18 protein-coding genes and 1 pseudogene are annotated in these 16,462 nt (G+C 63.0%); 5 read left to right on the top strand and 14 right to left on the bottom strand.

The window, feature by feature from the left end; genetic code table 11:
- Nucleotides 1-15: 15 nt before the first annotated feature.
- Both AC1DX4_RS07930 and AC1DX4_RS07925 read left to right on the top strand, forming a co-directional pair.
- Nucleotides 16-189 (top strand): annotated as a pseudogene (locus AC1DX4_RS07930) (transposase); the annotation flags it as partial.
- A 68-nt stretch (nucleotides 190-257) separates the two neighbouring features.
- On the top strand, nucleotides 258-431 hold the full coding sequence (locus tag AC1DX4_RS07925; protein WP_477219803.1) for a hypothetical protein: 174 nt from the start codon (nucleotides 258-260) through the stop codon (nucleotides 429-431).
- Nucleotides 432-514: 83 nt separating this feature from the next.
- Here the strand turns inward: AC1DX4_RS07925 and AC1DX4_RS07920 are convergent, their stop codons facing one another.
- From AC1DX4_RS07920 to AC1DX4_RS07855, 14 genes are all read right to left on the bottom strand, one after another.
- On the bottom strand, nucleotides 515-1,138 hold the full coding sequence (locus AC1DX4_RS07920) for a sarcosine oxidase subunit gamma (RefSeq protein ID WP_477219769.1): 624 nt from the start codon (nucleotides 1,136-1,138) through the stop codon (nucleotides 515-517).
- Nucleotides 1,131-4,112 carry a sarcosine oxidase subunit alpha gene (locus AC1DX4_RS07915; RefSeq protein WP_477219768.1) on the bottom strand — a complete coding sequence of 994 codons (2,982 nt, stop codon included), beginning with the start codon at nucleotides 4,110-4,112 and terminating at the stop codon, nucleotides 1,131-1,133. Before AC1DX4_RS07915 ends, AC1DX4_RS07920 begins: the two co-directional genes overlap by 8 nt.
- Nucleotides 4,112-4,387, bottom strand: coding sequence for a sarcosine oxidase subunit delta family protein (locus AC1DX4_RS07910; RefSeq protein WP_477219767.1), 276 nt, complete (start codon nucleotides 4,385-4,387; stop codon nucleotides 4,112-4,114). Before AC1DX4_RS07910 ends, AC1DX4_RS07915 begins: the two co-directional genes overlap by 1 nt.
- 10 nt (nucleotides 4,388-4,397) lie before the next feature.
- A complete protein-coding gene (locus AC1DX4_RS07905; protein WP_477219766.1) occupies nucleotides 4,398-5,651 on the bottom strand; it encodes a sarcosine oxidase subunit beta family protein in 1,254 nt (417 codons plus the stop codon).
- 36 nt (nucleotides 5,652-5,687) lie between these two features.
- Complete coding sequence (gene glnT / locus AC1DX4_RS07900) at nucleotides 5,688-6,995, bottom strand: type III glutamate--ammonia ligase (protein ID WP_477219765.1); 1,308 nt, start codon at nucleotides 6,993-6,995, stop codon at nucleotides 5,688-5,690.
- A 33-nt stretch (nucleotides 6,996-7,028) separates the two neighbouring features.
- Entirely contained in the window at nucleotides 7,029-8,357 is a 1,329-nt protein-coding gene (locus AC1DX4_RS07895) for an FMN-binding glutamate synthase family protein (protein WP_477219764.1), read from the bottom strand.
- A gap of 6 nt (nucleotides 8,358-8,363) precedes the next feature.
- On the bottom strand, nucleotides 8,364-9,095 hold the full coding sequence (locus AC1DX4_RS07890; protein ID WP_477219763.1) for a GltB/FmdC/FwdC-like GXGXG domain-containing protein: 732 nt from the start codon (nucleotides 9,093-9,095) through the stop codon (nucleotides 8,364-8,366).
- Between the two features lie 4 nt (nucleotides 9,096-9,099).
- Nucleotides 9,100-9,996 (bottom strand): class II glutamine amidotransferase, encoded by an 897-nt coding sequence (locus tag AC1DX4_RS07885; protein WP_477219762.1) that lies wholly within the window; start codon nucleotides 9,994-9,996, stop codon nucleotides 9,100-9,102.
- Between the two features lie 103 nt (nucleotides 9,997-10,099).
- Nucleotides 10,100-10,429 carry a hypothetical protein gene (locus AC1DX4_RS07880; RefSeq protein ID WP_477219761.1) on the bottom strand — a complete coding sequence of 110 codons (330 nt, stop codon included), beginning with the start codon at nucleotides 10,427-10,429 and terminating at the stop codon, nucleotides 10,100-10,102.
- Nucleotides 10,426-11,115: a hypothetical protein gene (locus AC1DX4_RS07875; RefSeq protein WP_477219760.1), complete on the bottom strand. Its 690-nt coding sequence runs from the start codon at nucleotides 11,113-11,115 to the stop codon at nucleotides 10,426-10,428. The genes AC1DX4_RS07880 and AC1DX4_RS07875 overlap by 4 nt, the downstream gene beginning before the upstream one ends.
- Nucleotides 11,116-11,160: 45 nt before the next feature.
- On the bottom strand, nucleotides 11,161-12,555 hold the full coding sequence (locus AC1DX4_RS07870; protein WP_477219759.1) for an APC family permease: 1,395 nt from the start codon (nucleotides 12,553-12,555) through the stop codon (nucleotides 11,161-11,163).
- A gap of 14 nt (nucleotides 12,556-12,569) precedes the next feature.
- Nucleotides 12,570-12,731 carry a hypothetical protein gene (locus AC1DX4_RS07865; RefSeq protein ID WP_027041335.1) on the bottom strand — a complete coding sequence of 54 codons (162 nt, stop codon included), beginning with the start codon at nucleotides 12,729-12,731 and terminating at the stop codon, nucleotides 12,570-12,572.
- A gap of 32 nt (nucleotides 12,732-12,763) precedes the next feature.
- A complete protein-coding gene (locus AC1DX4_RS07860; RefSeq protein WP_477219758.1) occupies nucleotides 12,764-13,141 on the bottom strand; it encodes a hypothetical protein in 378 nt (125 codons plus the stop codon).
- Nucleotides 13,142-13,153: 12 nt separating this feature from the next.
- Nucleotides 13,154-13,441 (bottom strand): hypothetical protein, encoded by a 288-nt coding sequence (locus tag AC1DX4_RS07855; RefSeq protein ID WP_477219757.1) that lies wholly within the window; start codon nucleotides 13,439-13,441, stop codon nucleotides 13,154-13,156.
- A gap of 286 nt (nucleotides 13,442-13,727) precedes the next feature.
- On the opposite strand from AC1DX4_RS07855, the gene AC1DX4_RS07850 reads away from it, so the two are divergent.
- The 3 genes from AC1DX4_RS07850 to AC1DX4_RS07840 are packed head-to-tail and all read left to right on the top strand — an operon-like array spanning nucleotide 13,728 to nucleotide 16,461.
- Complete coding sequence (locus AC1DX4_RS07850; protein ID WP_477219756.1) at nucleotides 13,728-14,861, top strand: aminomethyl transferase family protein; 1,134 nt, start codon at nucleotides 13,728-13,730, stop codon at nucleotides 14,859-14,861.
- A 41-nt stretch (nucleotides 14,862-14,902) separates the two neighbouring features.
- The gene (locus AC1DX4_RS07845) at nucleotides 14,903-15,499 is read left to right on the top strand and encodes a dimethylamine monooxygenase subunit DmmA family protein (RefSeq protein ID WP_477219755.1); all 597 of its coding nucleotides are present in this window, start codon (nucleotides 14,903-14,905) and stop codon (nucleotides 15,497-15,499) included.
- Nucleotides 15,496-16,461 carry a PDR/VanB family oxidoreductase gene (locus AC1DX4_RS07840; RefSeq protein WP_477219754.1) on the top strand — a complete coding sequence of 322 codons (966 nt, stop codon included), beginning with the start codon at nucleotides 15,496-15,498 and terminating at the stop codon, nucleotides 16,459-16,461. Before AC1DX4_RS07845 ends, AC1DX4_RS07840 begins: the two co-directional genes overlap by 4 nt.
- Nucleotide 16,462 lies beyond the last annotated feature (1 nt).

The raw sequence follows: 16,462 nt of genomic DNA, 5'->3' as shown, positions 1-16,462 counted from the left end.
CTGCTCGCCAAGCGTATGGCCGAACTCGTCGCCAGCCAGCCGGCGCTCGCGGCCAAGGATCGCCTGATCCAGTCCTTCCACGGTGCCGGTCCAGTCCTCAGCCATACTATACTGGCGCTGGCGCCGGAGATCGGGCAGGCCTCGCGACGCGAGATTGCAGCGCTTACCGGTCTGGCGCCCTACGACTTCGATACCGGCACCTTCAAAGGTCGCCGCGTCATCTGGGGCGGCCGGCATGCTCTGCGCAGGTGGTCTACATGGCAGCGCTCACCGCCAGCCGCTCAAATCCCGTACTCAGAGCCTTCCACCAGCGTCTCATTGCCAACGGCAAGCAACCAAAGGTCGCCATCGTCGCCGTGGCCCGAAAGATTATGACCATCCTCAGCGCCATGCTTCGACACAACCAACCCTGGTGTCCAGACAAAGCCTGAAAACACAGTTGCTCATCCGTCTCGGCGCTACGCGCCGATCCACCTTCTCCCACAAGGAGAGAAGGAAGAGCCGCGCACAAGCGCTACGCCAGTTCCTCGGAATGATTGATCGCCACACCATACTCAGCGGCCGAGTCAAGAATCATGTGCCACAGGCTTTCGGCGAAGGTCGTAAACACCAGAAGGTTGAACACCGCCAATCCATCTCGATCAGTGCCGCGCCAAAGCGTGACGCTGGTGTGATCCATCGAGGTCGCGGCGGCTGTACTGACGGGGAATGCCCCCGGGTGCAGATCGATCGACGACAGCTTGGCCAGCATCGTCCGCGCCTTGGTGCCGGAGATGCTGATCAGCACGCGCGCATGCGATTGGTCGGACAGCGAAGCGGAAGATGCAAACGCCTGAGTGAGCGCCCCAATCCCATGCTTGCCGCCCTTCGACAGGACGAAAAACTGATCCGGTCCAGACCATATCAGCGTCGCGTCGGCCGTGCCGACCGCCTTCGGTGCTTCCGGAGCCACAACACCGAAGCGAGCCTCCGCAGCATTGGCCATCTCAGCCGCCTTGCCACGCCGCGCCATCACCTGGATGAGGTCGAAATTGCGGATCTCAGTCAACGAAACGCCAACATCGCCTGCCGCGCCAGACGGCCCGGCGACAAGCGCACGGTCGAGCGGGCTGCGGACGTCCCAGGAAAACTCAGCCACGCTGGCGCCCTCCATCCGGATCATAGAAGACGGGATTGCACAGCTCGACATCATAATCTTCGCCGCGAATTGGATCATGCGCATGGACGATCTCGCCGATACGTTCGCGGCCGCGCTCGACAAGCGCCAGCCCGATCCACTGGTCTGATGTCGGCGAGAAGCAGACCGAGGTGATATAGCCTTGGTCGTTGCCCGGTCCGGGTGTCTGCCCTTTCGGGATTATGTGCGCCCCGGAGCGCAGCCGGCGCGCTTTGTCGGTCGGCTTGACGCCGACCACGACCTGGCGATCCGGCGCGACCAGTGCCTCGCGTCCTGCCATCACGCGGCCGATATAGTCTTTCTTGGTCGACATCATCTTGCCGAGGCCAAGATCGGCAGCCGTCGTTGTGCCGCTCAGTTCCGGTCCGGCGATATGGCCCTTTTCAACGCGCATGACGCCGAGCGCCTCGGTGCCGTAAGGCGTGACGCCGAACGTCGCGCCGGCCAGCATCAGATTGCGTGCCATCGCCTCTCCGTAGCGCGCTGGTACCGAAATCTCGAACGCCATTTCGCCGGAGAAGGAGATGCGGAACAGCCGCGCCTTGATGCCGCCGCGCAATGCGACTTCGCGCGCGCCCATGAACGGGAAACCTTCGTTGGACAGGTCCTCGGCAGGGTCGACAATTTCTTTCAACAGATCGCGGGTTTTGGGGCCAGCGATCGAGAATTGCGCCCACTGGTCGGAGACCGAGGTCAACTGCACGTCGAGTTCGGGGAACAGCACCTGCCGGCAGAATTCGAGATGCTGCATCACCAGCCCGGCCTTGGCTGTCGTGGTGGTGAGGAAATAGTGGTCCTCGGCCAGCCGTGACGTCGTGCCGTCATCATAGACGATGCCGTCCTCGCGCAGCATCAGCCCGTAACGGGCTTTTCCCACGGCGAGATTGGAGAAGGTGTTGATGTAGACGCGGTCGAGGAAGGCACCGGCATCCGTGCCATGCACGTCGATCTTGCCGAGCGTCGAGACATCGCAGAAGCCGACGCCTGAGCGCACCGCCTTGACCTCGCGGGTGACCGATTCCAGCCAGTCCTTCTCGCCGGCGCGCGGGTACCACTGCGCCCGCTTCCAGAGACCAGTGTCGACGAAGATGGCGCCCTGTTCGGCTGCCCAGTGATGCGACGGCGTCAATCTGGTCGCATGGAACGTCTCGTCGCGATGATGGCCGGCGAAGGCGCCGATGGCGACGGGCACGTAAGGCGGCCGGTAGATCGTCGTGCCGGTCTCGGGAATGGACCGGCCGCTGACAGCCGCCATGATGGCGAGGCCGGCTACGTTCGATGTCTTGCCCTGGTCGGTCGCCATGCCGAGCGTGGTGTAGCGCTTCAGATGCTCGACCGATTCAAAACCTTCACGCTGGGCGAGTTCGATGTCGGACGCGGTCACGTCGTGCTGGTAGTCGACGAAGGCCTTACCCTTGCCGGCGACATGCCAGAGCGGCGCCAGCGAAAACGCCTCGTCGTCGGCGAGCGGCGCAGAACCGACCGTGCCGTTGCGTCCGACATCCCGCGCTGCTGCTGCACCGGCGGCGAACCCTTCAGCCAGGCAGGCGCCGAGGCCGAAGGCACCGTTGGCGGCACCGGCGGCAACCATGCCGGGAGGCGCGCCATCCGGCACGAAGGCAGCAATATCATCGCGCCATTTCGGCCGGCCGCGATGGTAGGAAGTCAGCCCGACCGCCGGGTTCCAGCCGCCGGAAACCGCGAGCCCGTCGGCCTCGAGTTCGGCGCGTGCTCCGCCGGTCAGCGACACCGCAATTTTCCGCACGCCATCCTTGCCGCCTTCGACGCCGCAGACGGAACCATGCAGAACTGTGAAGCCATTCTTGGAGGCCAGCGAGCGATGTGCCGGCGTAACATCAGGCCGTGCGTCGATCACCGCGGCGATCTGCAGCCCGGCTGCGAGCGCTGTCTCGACCGTGCGCCAGCCATCCTCGTTGTTGGTGAACAGTGCGACCCGTTTTGCCGGAGCGGCAGCATAGCGCCCGACATAGGTCCGCATCGCCGACGCCATCATCACGCCGGGTGTGTCATTGCCGGCAAAGACGATGGGACGTTCGATGGCGCCGGCGGCAACGATGCAGCGCTTGGCCACGATCCGCCACAGCCGCTGGCGCACCTGATGTTCGGGCGGCGAGGGCAGGTGGTCGCTGACCCGCTCCAGCGCACCATAGGTGCCACCGTCATAGACGCCGAACAGCGTCGTGCGGGTCATGAGGCGGACATCGGGCATCGAACCCAGCTCGGCCAGCGTCCGCGACAGCCATTCGGTGGCCGGCAGGCCATCGATCGTACCGCCATCCGAGAGCAGGCGGCCGCCAGGCGTGAAATCTTCCTCGCAGAGAATAACGCGGGCGCCGCTGCGGCCGGCGGCAAGTGCCGCGGCAAGGCCGGCCGGACCGGAACCGGCGATCAGCACGTCACAATGCGCCCAGGCCTTGTCGTAGTGGTCGGGATCGGCAACGCCCGCAGCGCGGCCAAGGCCGGCGGCGCGGCGGATCGCCGGCTCGTAGATCGCTTCCCAGAATTTTGCCGGCCACATGAAGGTCTTGTAGTAGAAGCCGGCGACGAAGATCGGCGCGAACAGCTGGTTGACCGACATCACATCATGGCGCAGCGACGGCCAACGGTTCTGGCTGGCGGCTTCCAGCCCTTCATAGAGCTCAGCGGTCGTCGCCTTGGTGTTCGGCTCGCGCCGGGCACCTGTGCGCAGTTCGACCAGCGCGTTGGGCTCTTCCGAGCCTGACGTCAGGATGCCGCGCGGGCGATGGTATTTGAACGAGCGGCCGACCAGCTTGACGCCATTGGCGATCAGCGCCGACGCCAACGTGTCGCCCTGGAAGCCGGAAAAACTCTTGCCGTCGAAACGGAAATTCAGCGACGCCGAGCGGTCGATGAGACCGCCACTGTCCAGCCGGTTTGTCTGCGCGCCGGCCATCACGCGCCAACCTTCGCGGCACCAGCGCCCGCAGCCGCCTCGACCGAAGAAATTTCATGCGTCAGCGTGTTGCGGGTGACCTTAAGCCAGGCCCGGCAACCGCCGCCATGATACCAGTTCTCGCTCATCACGCCGGCGATATTGTCGCGCAGATAGACATAGTCGTAGACGGCATCTTCGCCGGCATCCGCCGTCGGCCGCACCGGCTTGGCGTCGCCGAGATAGGTGAACTCGCCGAGTTCGCGTTCGCCGCAGAAGGGACAGGTGATGCGCATGTGGCCGTCCTCAGTGCAGGTTCGGTTGGGCGCCCTGGCCCTTTTCGTCGATCATGGCACCAGTCCGGAACCGGTCGAGGCGGAACCTTGCAGCTTCTTCATGTGGCGTATCGCGGGCCAGCAGATGAGCAAAGACGAAGCCGGAACCCGGAGTCGCCTTGAAGCCGCCATAGCACCAGCCGGCGTTGAGATAGAGCCCGTCGACCGGCGTCTTGTCGATGATCGGCGAGCCGTCCATCGACATGTCCATGATGCCGCCCCACTGGCGCAAAAGCCGCACGCGGCCGATCATCGGCATCAGCGCCATGCCGCCCTCGCAGACATCCTCCATCACAGGCATGTTGCCGCGCTGGGCGTAGGAATTGTAGCCGTCAATGTCGCCGCCGAAGACCAGGCCACCCTTGTCCGACTGGCTGACATAGAAGTGGCCGGCGCCGAAGGTCATGACTCCGGGGATCAGCGGCTTGATCGCCTCGGAGACGAAGGCCTGTAGCACATGGCTTTCGATCGGCAGACGCAAGCCCGCCATATCAGCGACGCGCGACGAGGAGCCGGCAACCGCCATGCCGACCTTGCCGGCGCCGATCTTGCCACGCGACGTCTCGACCCCGGTCACCTTGCCATTGGCGTCCCTGACGAAACCAGTCACCTCGCAATTCTGGATGATGTCGACGCCGAGCCCGCTCGCCGCATGGGCATAACCCCAGACCACGGCGTCGTGCCGCGCCGTGCCGCCGCGGCGCTGCAGCAATCCGCCTTGCACGGGAAAACGCGCATTGTCGTAGTTCAGGAACGGTATCATCTTCTTGACCGCGGCGAGGTCGAGCAGTTCGGCGTCGATGCCGTTGATGCGCATGGTGTTGCCGCGCCGCGCATAGGCGTCCCGCTGGGCGTCTGAGTGGTAGAGGTTGATGACGCCGCGCTGGCTGACCATCGAATTGTAGTTGAGGTCCTGCTCCATCCGCTCCCACAGCTTCATCGACAATTCGTAGAAGCCGGTGTTGCCGGGCAGGCCGTAATTGGAGCGGATGATGGTGGTGTTGCGGCCGGCATTGCCGGAACCGATCCAGCCTTTTTCCAGCACGGCGACATTCCTGATGCCGTATTCGCTGGCGAGGAACCAGGCGGTGGCCAAGCCATGGCCGCCGCCGCCGATGATCACCACGTCGTAGTGGTCCTTCGGCGTGGCGTCGCGCCAGGTGCGCTGCCAGTTCTTGTGGCCGGAAAGGGCGGCGCGGGCGAGCGAGAAGATCGAGTATTTCATCAGGTCATTCCGAGGTCGCTCGCCTCACACCAGACATTAGATGTCCAGCGTGTGGTCGCGCTCCCATTGCGTGAAGTGCGACGCATAGGAATTCCATTCCTGGTGCTTCAGCTTTAGGTAGGCCGACGAGAATTCCTCACCCAGCGCCGCCTTGAGCGATTTGTCCTTGTCGAACTCGCGCAGCGCGTCGAGCAGGTTGAGCGGCAGTTTCGGTGCGCCCTTCACCGTATGTCCGTGCTGGTACATGTCGATGTCGTAGCGCTTGCCGGGATCGGCCTTGGAGCGGATGCCGTCGAGGCCCGCGGCAATGATCACTGCCTGCAGCAGATAGGGGTTGGCGGCACCGTCCGGCAGCCGCAGCTCGAAGCGGCCGGGGCCGGGCACGCGCACCATGTGGGTGCGGTTGTTGCCGGTCCAGGTCACCGTGTTCGGGGCCCAGGTTGCGCCCGAGATCGTGCGCGGCGCGTTGATGCGCTTGTAGGAGTTGACCGTCGGGTTGGTGATGGCGGCCAAGGCCGAGGCGTGCTTCATGATGCCGCCGAGGAAATTCTTGCCCTTGGCCGACAGGCCGAGTTCCATCGCATTGTCGGCGAAGACGTTGGTCTTGCCAGCCCTGTCCCACACCGAGATATGGGCATGGCAGCCATTGCCGGTCAGGCCCTGGAAGGGTTTTGGCATGAAGGTGGCACGCAGGCCGTGCTTTTCGGCGACCGACCTGACCATGAATTTGAAGAAGGAGTGCTTGTCGGCGGTCGCCAGCGCGTCGTCGAAGGCCCAGTTCATCTCGAACTGGCCGTTGGCGTCCTCGTGGTCGTTCTGGTAGGGGCTCCACCCCAGCGCCAGCATGTGGTCGCAGATCTCGGCGATCACGTCATAGCGGCGCATCACCGCCTGCTGGTCGTAGCAGGGCTTTGATGCCGTGTCGTATTGGTCGGAGATGACGCTGCCGTCCGGCGAGATCAGGAAGAACTCGGCCTCGACGCCGGTCTTGACATGCATGCCGTCGCCGGCGGCCTCCGCGATCAGCCGCCTCAGCGTGTTGCGCGGCGTCTGGTCGACCTCCTTGTCGTCCATGATGCAGTTGGCGGCGACCCAGGCCACCTCTTTTTTCCATGGCAACTGGATGACCGAGTCCGGATCCGGCACCGCCAGCATGTCTGGATGCGCCGGGGTCAGGTCGAGCCAGGTGGCGAAACCGGCAAAGCCGGCGCCGTCTTTCTGCATATCGGCGATGGCCTGCGCCGGCACCAGCTTGGCACGCTGGCCACCGAACAGGTCGGTGTAGGAAATCATGAAATATTTGACGCCGTTCTCTTTGGCGAATGCGGCGAGATCGTTCCCCATTATAGTTCCTCGCTTGGTATTTTGGATGCTGTTTTAGAAGCCGTTTTTCCCCGGTATCCAGTTGGTGCCGGCCAGCGGCACGCCGGCCATGGCGGCGGCTTCGATGGTGAGCGCGACGAGATCCTCGGGCTCGAGATTGTGCAGGCTGTTCTTGCCGCAGGCGCGGGCAATGGTTTGAGCCTCCAGCGTCATCACCTTGAGGTAGTTGGCCAGACGGCGTCCGGCAGCCACCGGGTCGACCCGCTTCATCAGTTTGGGGTCCTGCGTGGTGATGCCGGCGGGGTCGCGGCCCTCGTGCCAGTCGTCATAGGCGCCGGCCGTGGTGCCGAGCTCGTTGTACTCCGCCTCCCAGCGGGGGTCGTTGTCGCCGAGCGCGACCAGTGCGGCGGTGCCGATCGACACCGCGTCGACGCCGAGCGCCAGCGCCTTGGCGACATCGGCGCCGTTGCGGATGCCGCCCGAGATGATCAGCTGCACCTTGCGGTGCATGCCGAGATCCTGCAGCGCCTGCACCGCCGGCCTGATGCAGGCAAGCGTCGGCTGGCCGACATTCTCGATGAACACTTCCTGCGTCGCCGCAGTGCCGCCCTGCATGCCGTCGACGACGACGACATCTGCGCCGGCCTTCACCGCAAGGGCCGTATCGTAATAGGGGCGGGCGCCGCCGACCTTGACGTAGATCGGCTTTTCCCAGTCGGTGATCTCGCGCAGTTCGAGGATCTTGATCTCGAGATCGTCCGGGCCGGTCCAGTCGGGATGGCGCGAGGCCGAGCGCTGGTCGATGCCCTTCGGCAGCGTGCGCATTTCGGCGACACGGTCGGAGATCTTCTGGCCAAGCAGCATGCCGCCGCCGCCGGGCTTGGCGCCTTGGCCGACGACAACTTCGATCGCATCGGCGCGGCGCAGGTCGCGCAAATTCATGCCGTAGCGCGAGGGCAGATACTGATAAACCAGTTGCTTGGAATGGCCGCGCTCTTCCTCGGTCATGCCGCCATCGCCCGTCGTGGTCGAGGTGCCGGACAGTGTCGCGCCGCGCCCGAGCGCTTCCTTGGCGGGACCGGACAGCGAGCCAAAGCTCATGCCGGCGATGGTGATCGGGATCTTCAGCTCGATCGGCTTCTTGGCATGGCGCGAGCCCAGCACCACTGATGTGTCGCAGCGTTCGCGATAGCCTTCGAGCGGATAGCGCGAGATCGAGGCGCCGAGGAACAAAAGGTCGTCGAAATGCGGCAGCTTGCGCTTGGCGCCGGCGCCTCTGATGTCATAGATACCGGTCGCCGCGGCACGGCGGATTTCGGAAAGCGTGTAGTCGTCGAAGGTCGCGGATTTGCGCGGCGTCGTCGGCGGGTTGCGATAGGTCATGCTGCCTCAATACGCGTCGGCGTTGTCGATATTGAAATTGTAGAGCGTGCGCGCCGAGCCGTAGCGTTTGAATTCCGACGGCTTGACGCCGGTGACGCCGGCACGGTCGAGCAGGCCCTGCAGCAATTCCAGATGCTCGGGCCGCATCTCCTTGGCGATGCAGTCGGCACCCAGGCTGTCGACCTTGCCGCGTACGAACAGCCGTGCCTCGTAGATGGAATCGCCCAGCGCATCGCCGGCATCGCCCAGCACCACCAGATTTCCGGATTGCGCCATGAAGGCCGACATGTGGCCGATATTGCCGTGCACGACGATGTCGATGCCCTTCATCGAAATGCCGCAGCGCGACGAGGCATTGCCCTCGATGACCAGCAGTCCGCCCTTGCCGGTGGCGCCGGCATACTGGCTGGCATCGCCTTTGATCGTGATCGAGCCCGACATCATGTTTTCGCCGACGCCCGGTCCGGCCGAACCGTGCACGGTGATGGCGCTGCCGGAATTCATGCCGCCGCAGTAGTAGCCGACGCTGCCGCGCACATCGATGGAAACAGGCTGGTCGACGCCGACGGCGACCGAATGGCTGCCCTTCGGGTGCAGCACCTCCCACGCCGTTTCATTCGAACCAGGCGTCAGATTATGCAGCGCCTGGTTGAGCTCGCGCAGCGACGACACATCGAGGTCGAACACCCGGGAGGCGTGGTCGCTCGCCGCCGCCTTTGAAAGTTTGGTTGCCGGCATGAACTCAATGCTCCCAGAAATAGACGGTTGCGGGTTCCGGTTCCCAGACCCTCGCATTGTCTATGCCGGGCAGTTTGGTCAGCGCGCGATATTCCGAGCCGAAGGCGACATACTGGTCGGTCTCGGCCATGACGGCGGGCTTGCAGGCGATCGGATCGCGCACGACGCCAAAACCATTCTTGGTGCCGACGACGAAGGTGAAGAAGCCATCGAGGTCGGAAAGCGTGCCTTCCAGCGCCTCGCCGAGGTTCTTGCCATGCGCCATCTGCGAGGAGAGATAGGCGGCCGCCACTTCGGTGTCGTTCTCGGTTTCGAATTTCATGCCTTCACGGATCAGCTCGCGGCGGACATTGTTGTGGTTGGAGAGCGAGCCATTGTGCACCAGGCACTGGTCGGCGCCGGTGGAGAAGGGATGCGCGCCCATCGTCGTCACCGCCGATTCCGTCGCCATGCGGGTGTGGCCGATGCCATGCGTGCCGGTCATCTTGCGAACGTCGAAGCGATCGACGACCGCCTCGGGCAGGCCGACTTCCTTGTAGATTTCGACGACGTCGCCTGCACCCATGATGCGGATGTCGGGGCGCAAGGTCTGGATCGTCTCGCGGGCCTCATCGATCTTGTCGGGATGGGTTCTGACGACGGCATGGGTCGATTTCACCGCGATCGTCACCGGCGCGCCGATGGCCTTGGCCAGCTCTGCTTCGAGACCGCGGAAATCGCGCTCCGGCTTGGCCGACTGGATGGTGATCTTGGCTTCATTCTTGGAGGGGGCGCCATAGATGGCGATGCCGGCACTGTCTGGACCGCGATCGCTGAGCGAGACCAGCATTTCCGACAGCATCGCGCCGAGCTTCGGCTCCAGCGACTTGTCCTTCAAAAACAGTCCGACAATTCCACACATGTCAGCCTCCCGGCGTTTCTAGCTAAGAGATCGTTTGTAGCTAAGAGATGATGTACCGAATGCGTTGCACGAATTCAATCACATGAAAAAAATTTTCCTCTAGTTACGTATGCGGCGCAATGCCGCCCTGCGAATTATCGCTGCCCTGCGCGGCATTGTGAACCCACAGGGTGTAGCGGATACGGGCGAGCTTGTAGGCGTCGAGGACCGACAGTGCGTAGATCAGGAAGCCACCGGCATGACGGCCGATAAAGCTGGCGTCGGGCGGCGCGATCTTGGCGGTCACCCACGCCAGGATCACCATGAAGAACAGAAACTGCAGCCCGCGCACCGGCACGCCCATAATGACATGGCCGCTTGCCGGCAGCACGGTTGCGGCGCCCAGGACGAGATACGGGTTTGTCGGCGCCGGCAAGGTGTCTGAACTGTTCATGCGGCTTGCCGTTCGCTTTCATTGATGGCGTCGCGCAGCGCCGACAGGGATAGGAGCAACCGTTGGACCAGCTCGGGATCGATCTGCGCATCACCGAACGCGGCCTGCCGGAAAACGCCATAACGCGCCCGCTCGGCCTCGGCCAGCAGCCAGACGATGCGCACCCCGTTTGGGGTGATCAGCAATTCCTTGGCGCGGCCTTCCGCAAACGGTTCCAGATGATCGGCGATGATGCCTTGCGGGAAACGCGTGCCCCGGCGGTCGGTCCGCAGCACCGCCTCGAGGGGAAATCCCGGAGCCTTGGGCAGCGTATGCTGGAGATGGTCAAAATTGGAGAAGGTCGTTGGCGAGCCCGGTCGCATCATCATATCGAACGTCGCCGGCACCGCGACCTTTTCGGTGATCGAAACGCTGAGCCAGCGGGCCGGGAGTTTTCGCGTCGCCAGCGTATCGACGATGGTGCGCAGCTGAACGCGTTGGCCGTTCCACGAGCCTTCCCAGGTGATGACACCGGCGGTGCCGCCCGAAACATCAGCGGCGTCCGCAATGACGGTGCGGATGCCGGCCGCGTCGACGGCGAGCGCGGCTGAGGCCCTGTTGCGGCTACGCCGCGCCAGCCACGCAATATGGAGAGCGACAGCCAGGACAATGGCCCCGGCAAGCAGTGCTGATGTCACTTCGGACATTTTATCATGTCTGGCCCGCCCAGGATCTGGACGGGCCGTCTCCCATCAATAGCCCTGCGGTTTCGGCCACGGCATGGTGAACTGGTCGCCGCGCCGCACGAATTTGTAGCGGTAGAAATGGAACCACAGCGAGATCAGGAAATAGAAGATGGTCATCGCGATCAGCTGCGAACCGAAGCCGAGGAAGATGGCGAAGAAGGTCACCACGCACAGGCAGAACAGCACGATCGCCGGCAGCGGATGGAAGGGATGCGTGTAGCCGCGGCGGATCGTGCCGAGCGGCCACTTCTTGCGGAACATCATGATGTTGATGCTCATGAACGTGTATTGCAGCACGCCCGACAGGATCGAGAAGGTGATCGCCTGGTTGAGGTCGGCGATGAAGGCGAAGGCCAGCGCGATCGGCAGTAGGAACAGGATCGAGCGGTAAGGCGTGCGGTATTTCGGATGCACCGCCGAGAACCAGCTCGGCAGATAGCGGTCGCGTCCGAGCGAGAACCAGGCGCGCGCCGCATCGTTGATGCAGCCATTGGCCGAGGCCAGCGCCGCCAGCAGCGTGGCGATGAACAGCAGGTTTTCCAGCAGTGGGCTGCCCGTCAGCTTGCCGGCGTCCCACAGCGGATAATAGGTGATGCCGAGATATTCCCAAGGCATCAGCGAGGCGCAGACATACCAGGTCATGGCGGCGGCGATCAGAAGCGTGATCATGCCTGCCATGGTGCCATAGGGCAGCGAGCGGGCCGGCGAGCGCACTTCCTCGGCCGCCTGCGTGGTGCCTTCGATGCCGAGATAATACCAGATGCCGAACTGGAAGGCGGCGATGACGCCGATCCAGCCATAGGGGAGTGCGTTGCCCGGCGTCACCAGCTCATTGAGCTTCAGCACAGCACCCTGCGTCCACGGGCTGACCGAGAAGAACAGGATGACGATCGAGATATAGGCGATTGCCGTGATGACGAAATTGACGTTGAGCGTCATCAGCACGCCGCGATAGTTGAGCCATGCCAGCACCACGATGGTGGCGGCGATGAAGGAATTGTGGGTGAGCCCTTCGACGCCGGCCTTGGCGACGATGGTGTCGCCAAGTAGGATGGCGTCGGACACTTCCAGCATCGTGTAGGCAAACACCAGGAACAGCGCGACATTGAAGGCCATCAGCGGCCCGACAATGTGCTTGGCCTGCGCGTATTGGCCACCGGCGGCGGCGACCGTCGAGGTGACCTCGGAATCGATCATGGCGACAGAGGTGTAGAGCAGCCCGACCACCCAGCAGACGATCAGGGCTGCCAGCGCGCCGCCCTTGTCGGCCGAAAAATTCCAGCCGGTGAACTCACCGACCAGAACGATGCCGACACCCAGCGCCCAGACATGGGCGGGGCCGAGCACCCGAAGAAGCGAAACCCTGTCGCCGTGAATTGCCGGTTCAAGTGCGGTCGTCATTGTTCAATCCCCACTCAAATCCGGTGTTTTTCGGCCGTAGCTTCAAGCTCGCCTTCGCGCGACGAGGTCAGAACGTCCTCGGAATAGGTCGTATCGACCTTGAACCAGTCGTAGAGCATCCACAAAGCCAGCACGACCGAGATGCCCCAGCATGCGTAAGAGAGTGAAATCCACATGGTGCGTCCCCGATTGCTTGTCTTCGAAACTCTTACTTGTCGTCGAATTTTTCGCTGATGACTTCGCGATATTCGCGGTCGGAAGCGCGGAACAGGAAGACGAAATAACCGATCAGCACCGCCGCCATGATGATCAGCGTCGGCCAGTCGATGACATAGTGGAAGCGGTTCTGGATGACGTCATGCGCGGTCTCGGGCGTGTAGCCGAGCTTTTCCCAGATCGCGGCCATGGTCGGGTTCTGGCCAAGCGCTTCCCAGGTCTTGGCGTCGAGCGCGTCGATGGATTTGGCAGCACCCGCAAAGCCGAGCTTCAGCGGCAACCACAGCGCCACGAAAATGGCGACGACAACCACGGCGATATCGAAGACTTGCCCGGCCTTGCTCTGCTCCGGTGGCGTATAGCGCGACATCTCTTGTACCCTTCAGGACTTGCGGTTGCGGGATGCGTCGGCGTTCTTGATATCGAGGCCGTAGATGAAGTCCTTGTCTTCCTTGTAGTGCTTGACCATCGCCAGGATCGCGGCCGTGTTGAAGATCAGCACGGCGGCGGCGGCAATCGCGACGACGGCCTTGATGCCGCTGTCGGGAATGTACGGCCATGTCATGAAGAGGACGAAGAGGATCGTCGCCCACAGGCAGATGATCAGCAGCGCGGATCCGCGCAAGTCGGAACGGTACAGCGCTTCGATGCGCTGCTGCATGTCTGACATCGGTTTTCCCCTTTTTTCCGACGCCCGGTTCCGAATCCGCCGCGCGCCGCCCTCTTTCAAGAGAGTGAAATTTTTTTCATAAATTCAGACCGTTTCCGGCAATTGTCAAGGCGAATTTACATTGAGTTAACCGTTTGCTCGGGGTAGCCGATTTTGCCTGACAATGAAATTATTTGCTTTCAGGGGATTGCGGCCCTCTTCCGTTTGCGATCAATATTCAAGCCAAAGCTCCGGCCTTCGAGCCAAGGAGCAGGGAACAATGGATTTTTGAACGGAGGACGATCGGATGACGGCATCCTGGAGATTCTCGACCCTGGCGGATCGCCATCGCGCGCTGGGTTCGAAGCTCGAAGACTGGAGCGGTATGGGGACCGCCTGGACCTACGACAAGGACGCCGACGAAGAGTACACCGCCATCCGCACCAAGGCCGGGCTGATGGATGTGTCGGGCCTGAAGAAGGTCCACATCACCGGCCCGCACGCCTCGCATCTCATCGATCTCGCCACCACCCGCGACGTGGAAAAGATCTACCCCGGCAAGTCGGCCTATGCCTGCATGCTGAACGAGGCGGGAAAATTCACCGACGACTGCATTCTCTACCGCACCGGCCCGAACGCCTGGATGGTGGTGCATGGCTCAGGCACTGGCCATGAGGAGTTGCAGCGCGCTTCCGTCGGCCGCGATGTGTCGCTGCGCTTCGACGACAATCTGCACGATCTGTCGCTGCAGGGGCCTACCGCGGTCGACTATCTCGCCAAGCACGTGCCGGGCATCCGCGACCTCAACTATTTCCATCACATGCAGACGCAGCTGTTTGGTTTCCCGGTGATGATCTCGCGCACCGGCTACACTGGCGAGCGCGGCTACGAGATCTTCTGCCGCGGCCAGGATGCCGGCACGATCTGGGACAGGATTCTGGACGAGGGCAAGAGCGCCGGCATCATCCCGTGCCGCTTCACCTCGCTCGATATGCTGCGTGTCGAAAGTTATCTGCTGTTCTACCCATATGACAATTCGCAAAAATACCCGTTCGAGAATGAAGGCCCCGGCGATACGCTGTGGGAGCTCGGCCTCGACTTCACCGTGAGCCTCGGCAAGACCGGCTTTCGTGGCGCCGAGGAGCACTATCGCCTCAAGGGCAAGGAGCGCTTCAAGATCTATGGCGTCCTGCTCGACGGCAAGGAGCCGGCCGACGAAGGCGCGCCGGTCTATCGCGATGGCAAGAAGGTCGGCGTGGTGACCTGCGCCATGTATTCGCCGCTGGTCAAGAAATCGATGGGCATTGCCCGCCTCGACGTCGACTGCGCGGTCAAGGACACCAAGCTCGAAATCCGCAACAAGAGCGGATCGATCAAGGCGACGGCGCAGCCCTTGCCGTTCGACGATCCCAAAAAGACCAAGCGCACGGCCAAGGGCTGAGGCATAGTCAACAGCGAGGGGTTCGAGGCACGAAGACTTAAATGGCAGCCAAAAGAATCATCAGCCGGCCGGTCTACGGAACGCTCTCTCCGCAGCCCGGCAAACATCATCTTTTCATCGCCGATGCCGAAGGTGCGCTCGCTATCTCAGACATGGCCGCAATAGCGCCGGCCGGGTTTTTCGACGGCGCCGAAATCGTCTTCATCCCGGATCCGGACGGCAACCATGTCGCCGCTCTCGAAGCGCTGAAGCCGGGGCAGTTTCATCAGGCGCCGTCCTTCGCCAGCCTGCTGCCGCGACTGAAACAGACGCTGAGCAACGCCCATATGGGCCTGCGCCTCTACCTCGCCGGCACCGAAGGTCTGATCGGTCAGGCGATGCAGGTCGCGCTCGAAGCCGGCATCGATCACACCTCGATGCAGACAGAGCATCGCGGCTCGCTGGCGCGGCGCATGCAGTGCGTGCATTGCAAGGGCATCACCGAAAACGTCACGACCCAACCGGCCACCTGTGCGCATTGCGGTCTGCTGCTTCTGGTGCGCGATCACTATTCCCGGCGCCTGGCCGCCTTCCAGGGCGTCTGCATCAATGCCGAGGATCGCTCGGAGATTCCTCCAATGGAGGAGGCATTCCCATGAGCACCGGCACCACCAAACTCGATGTCGTGGTCAGCGATGTCGTTCCGATCAACGAGCTGGTCACCCGCTTCCATTTCCGCCGGCGCGACGGGGAGCTGTTGCCGACTTTCTCCGGCGGCGCCCATGTCGTGGTCGAGATGCGCGATGGCGACCGCACAAGGCTCAATCCCTATTCGCTGATGGGCTCGCCGCTCGACACCCGCGAATACACGATCTCGGTGCGGCGCGACGATGTCGGCCGCGGTGGCTCGCTGTTCATGCACAGGTCGGTCAAGCCCGGCCTGGAGATGGTGATCAGCTATCCCGTCAACCTGTTCTCGCTCGACCTCAGGGCGAAAAAGCATCTGATGCTGGCCGGCGGCATCGGCATCACGCCTTTCATGGCGCAGACCGCGCAACTGGCCGGGGAGGGCGGCAATTTCGAACTGCACTACACCTGCCGCACCGCTTCGCTCGGCACCTATGCCGACGTGCTGCGGGAGCGTTACGACAGGCGCATCAGGCTCTATCATGACGACCGCGACGAGCGCATCGATCTCGACCGTTTGCTGTCGACACAGCCACTCGGCACGCATCTCTATGTCTGCGGCCCGGCCGGCATGATCAACTGGGTACGCGACCGCGCGGCAAGCCTGGGTTGGCCGTCGGAAGCCGTGCATTTCGAGCATTTCGCGGCACCACAGCCTGGGCTGCCTTTCGACGTGACGCTTGCCGTCACCGGCAAAACGATCAGGGTCGACGAGCAGCAGAGCCTGCTGGAAGCCATCGAGGCGGCCGGCGTCGACCCGCCCTATCTCTGCCGTGGCGGCGTCTGCGGCCAATGCGAAACCAATGTCATCTCTTACGATGGCAAGTTCATCCACAACGACCACTGGCTGAGCGAGGAAGATCATCGCTCCGGCTGCAAGATCATGCCGTGCGTCTCGCGCTTCGAGGGCAGGTCGTTGGTCTTGGAACGGTAGG

The organism is Mesorhizobium sp. P3_A8 (assembly GCF_056402995.1).
This window is presented reverse-complemented; position numbering and strand designations above follow the sequence as displayed.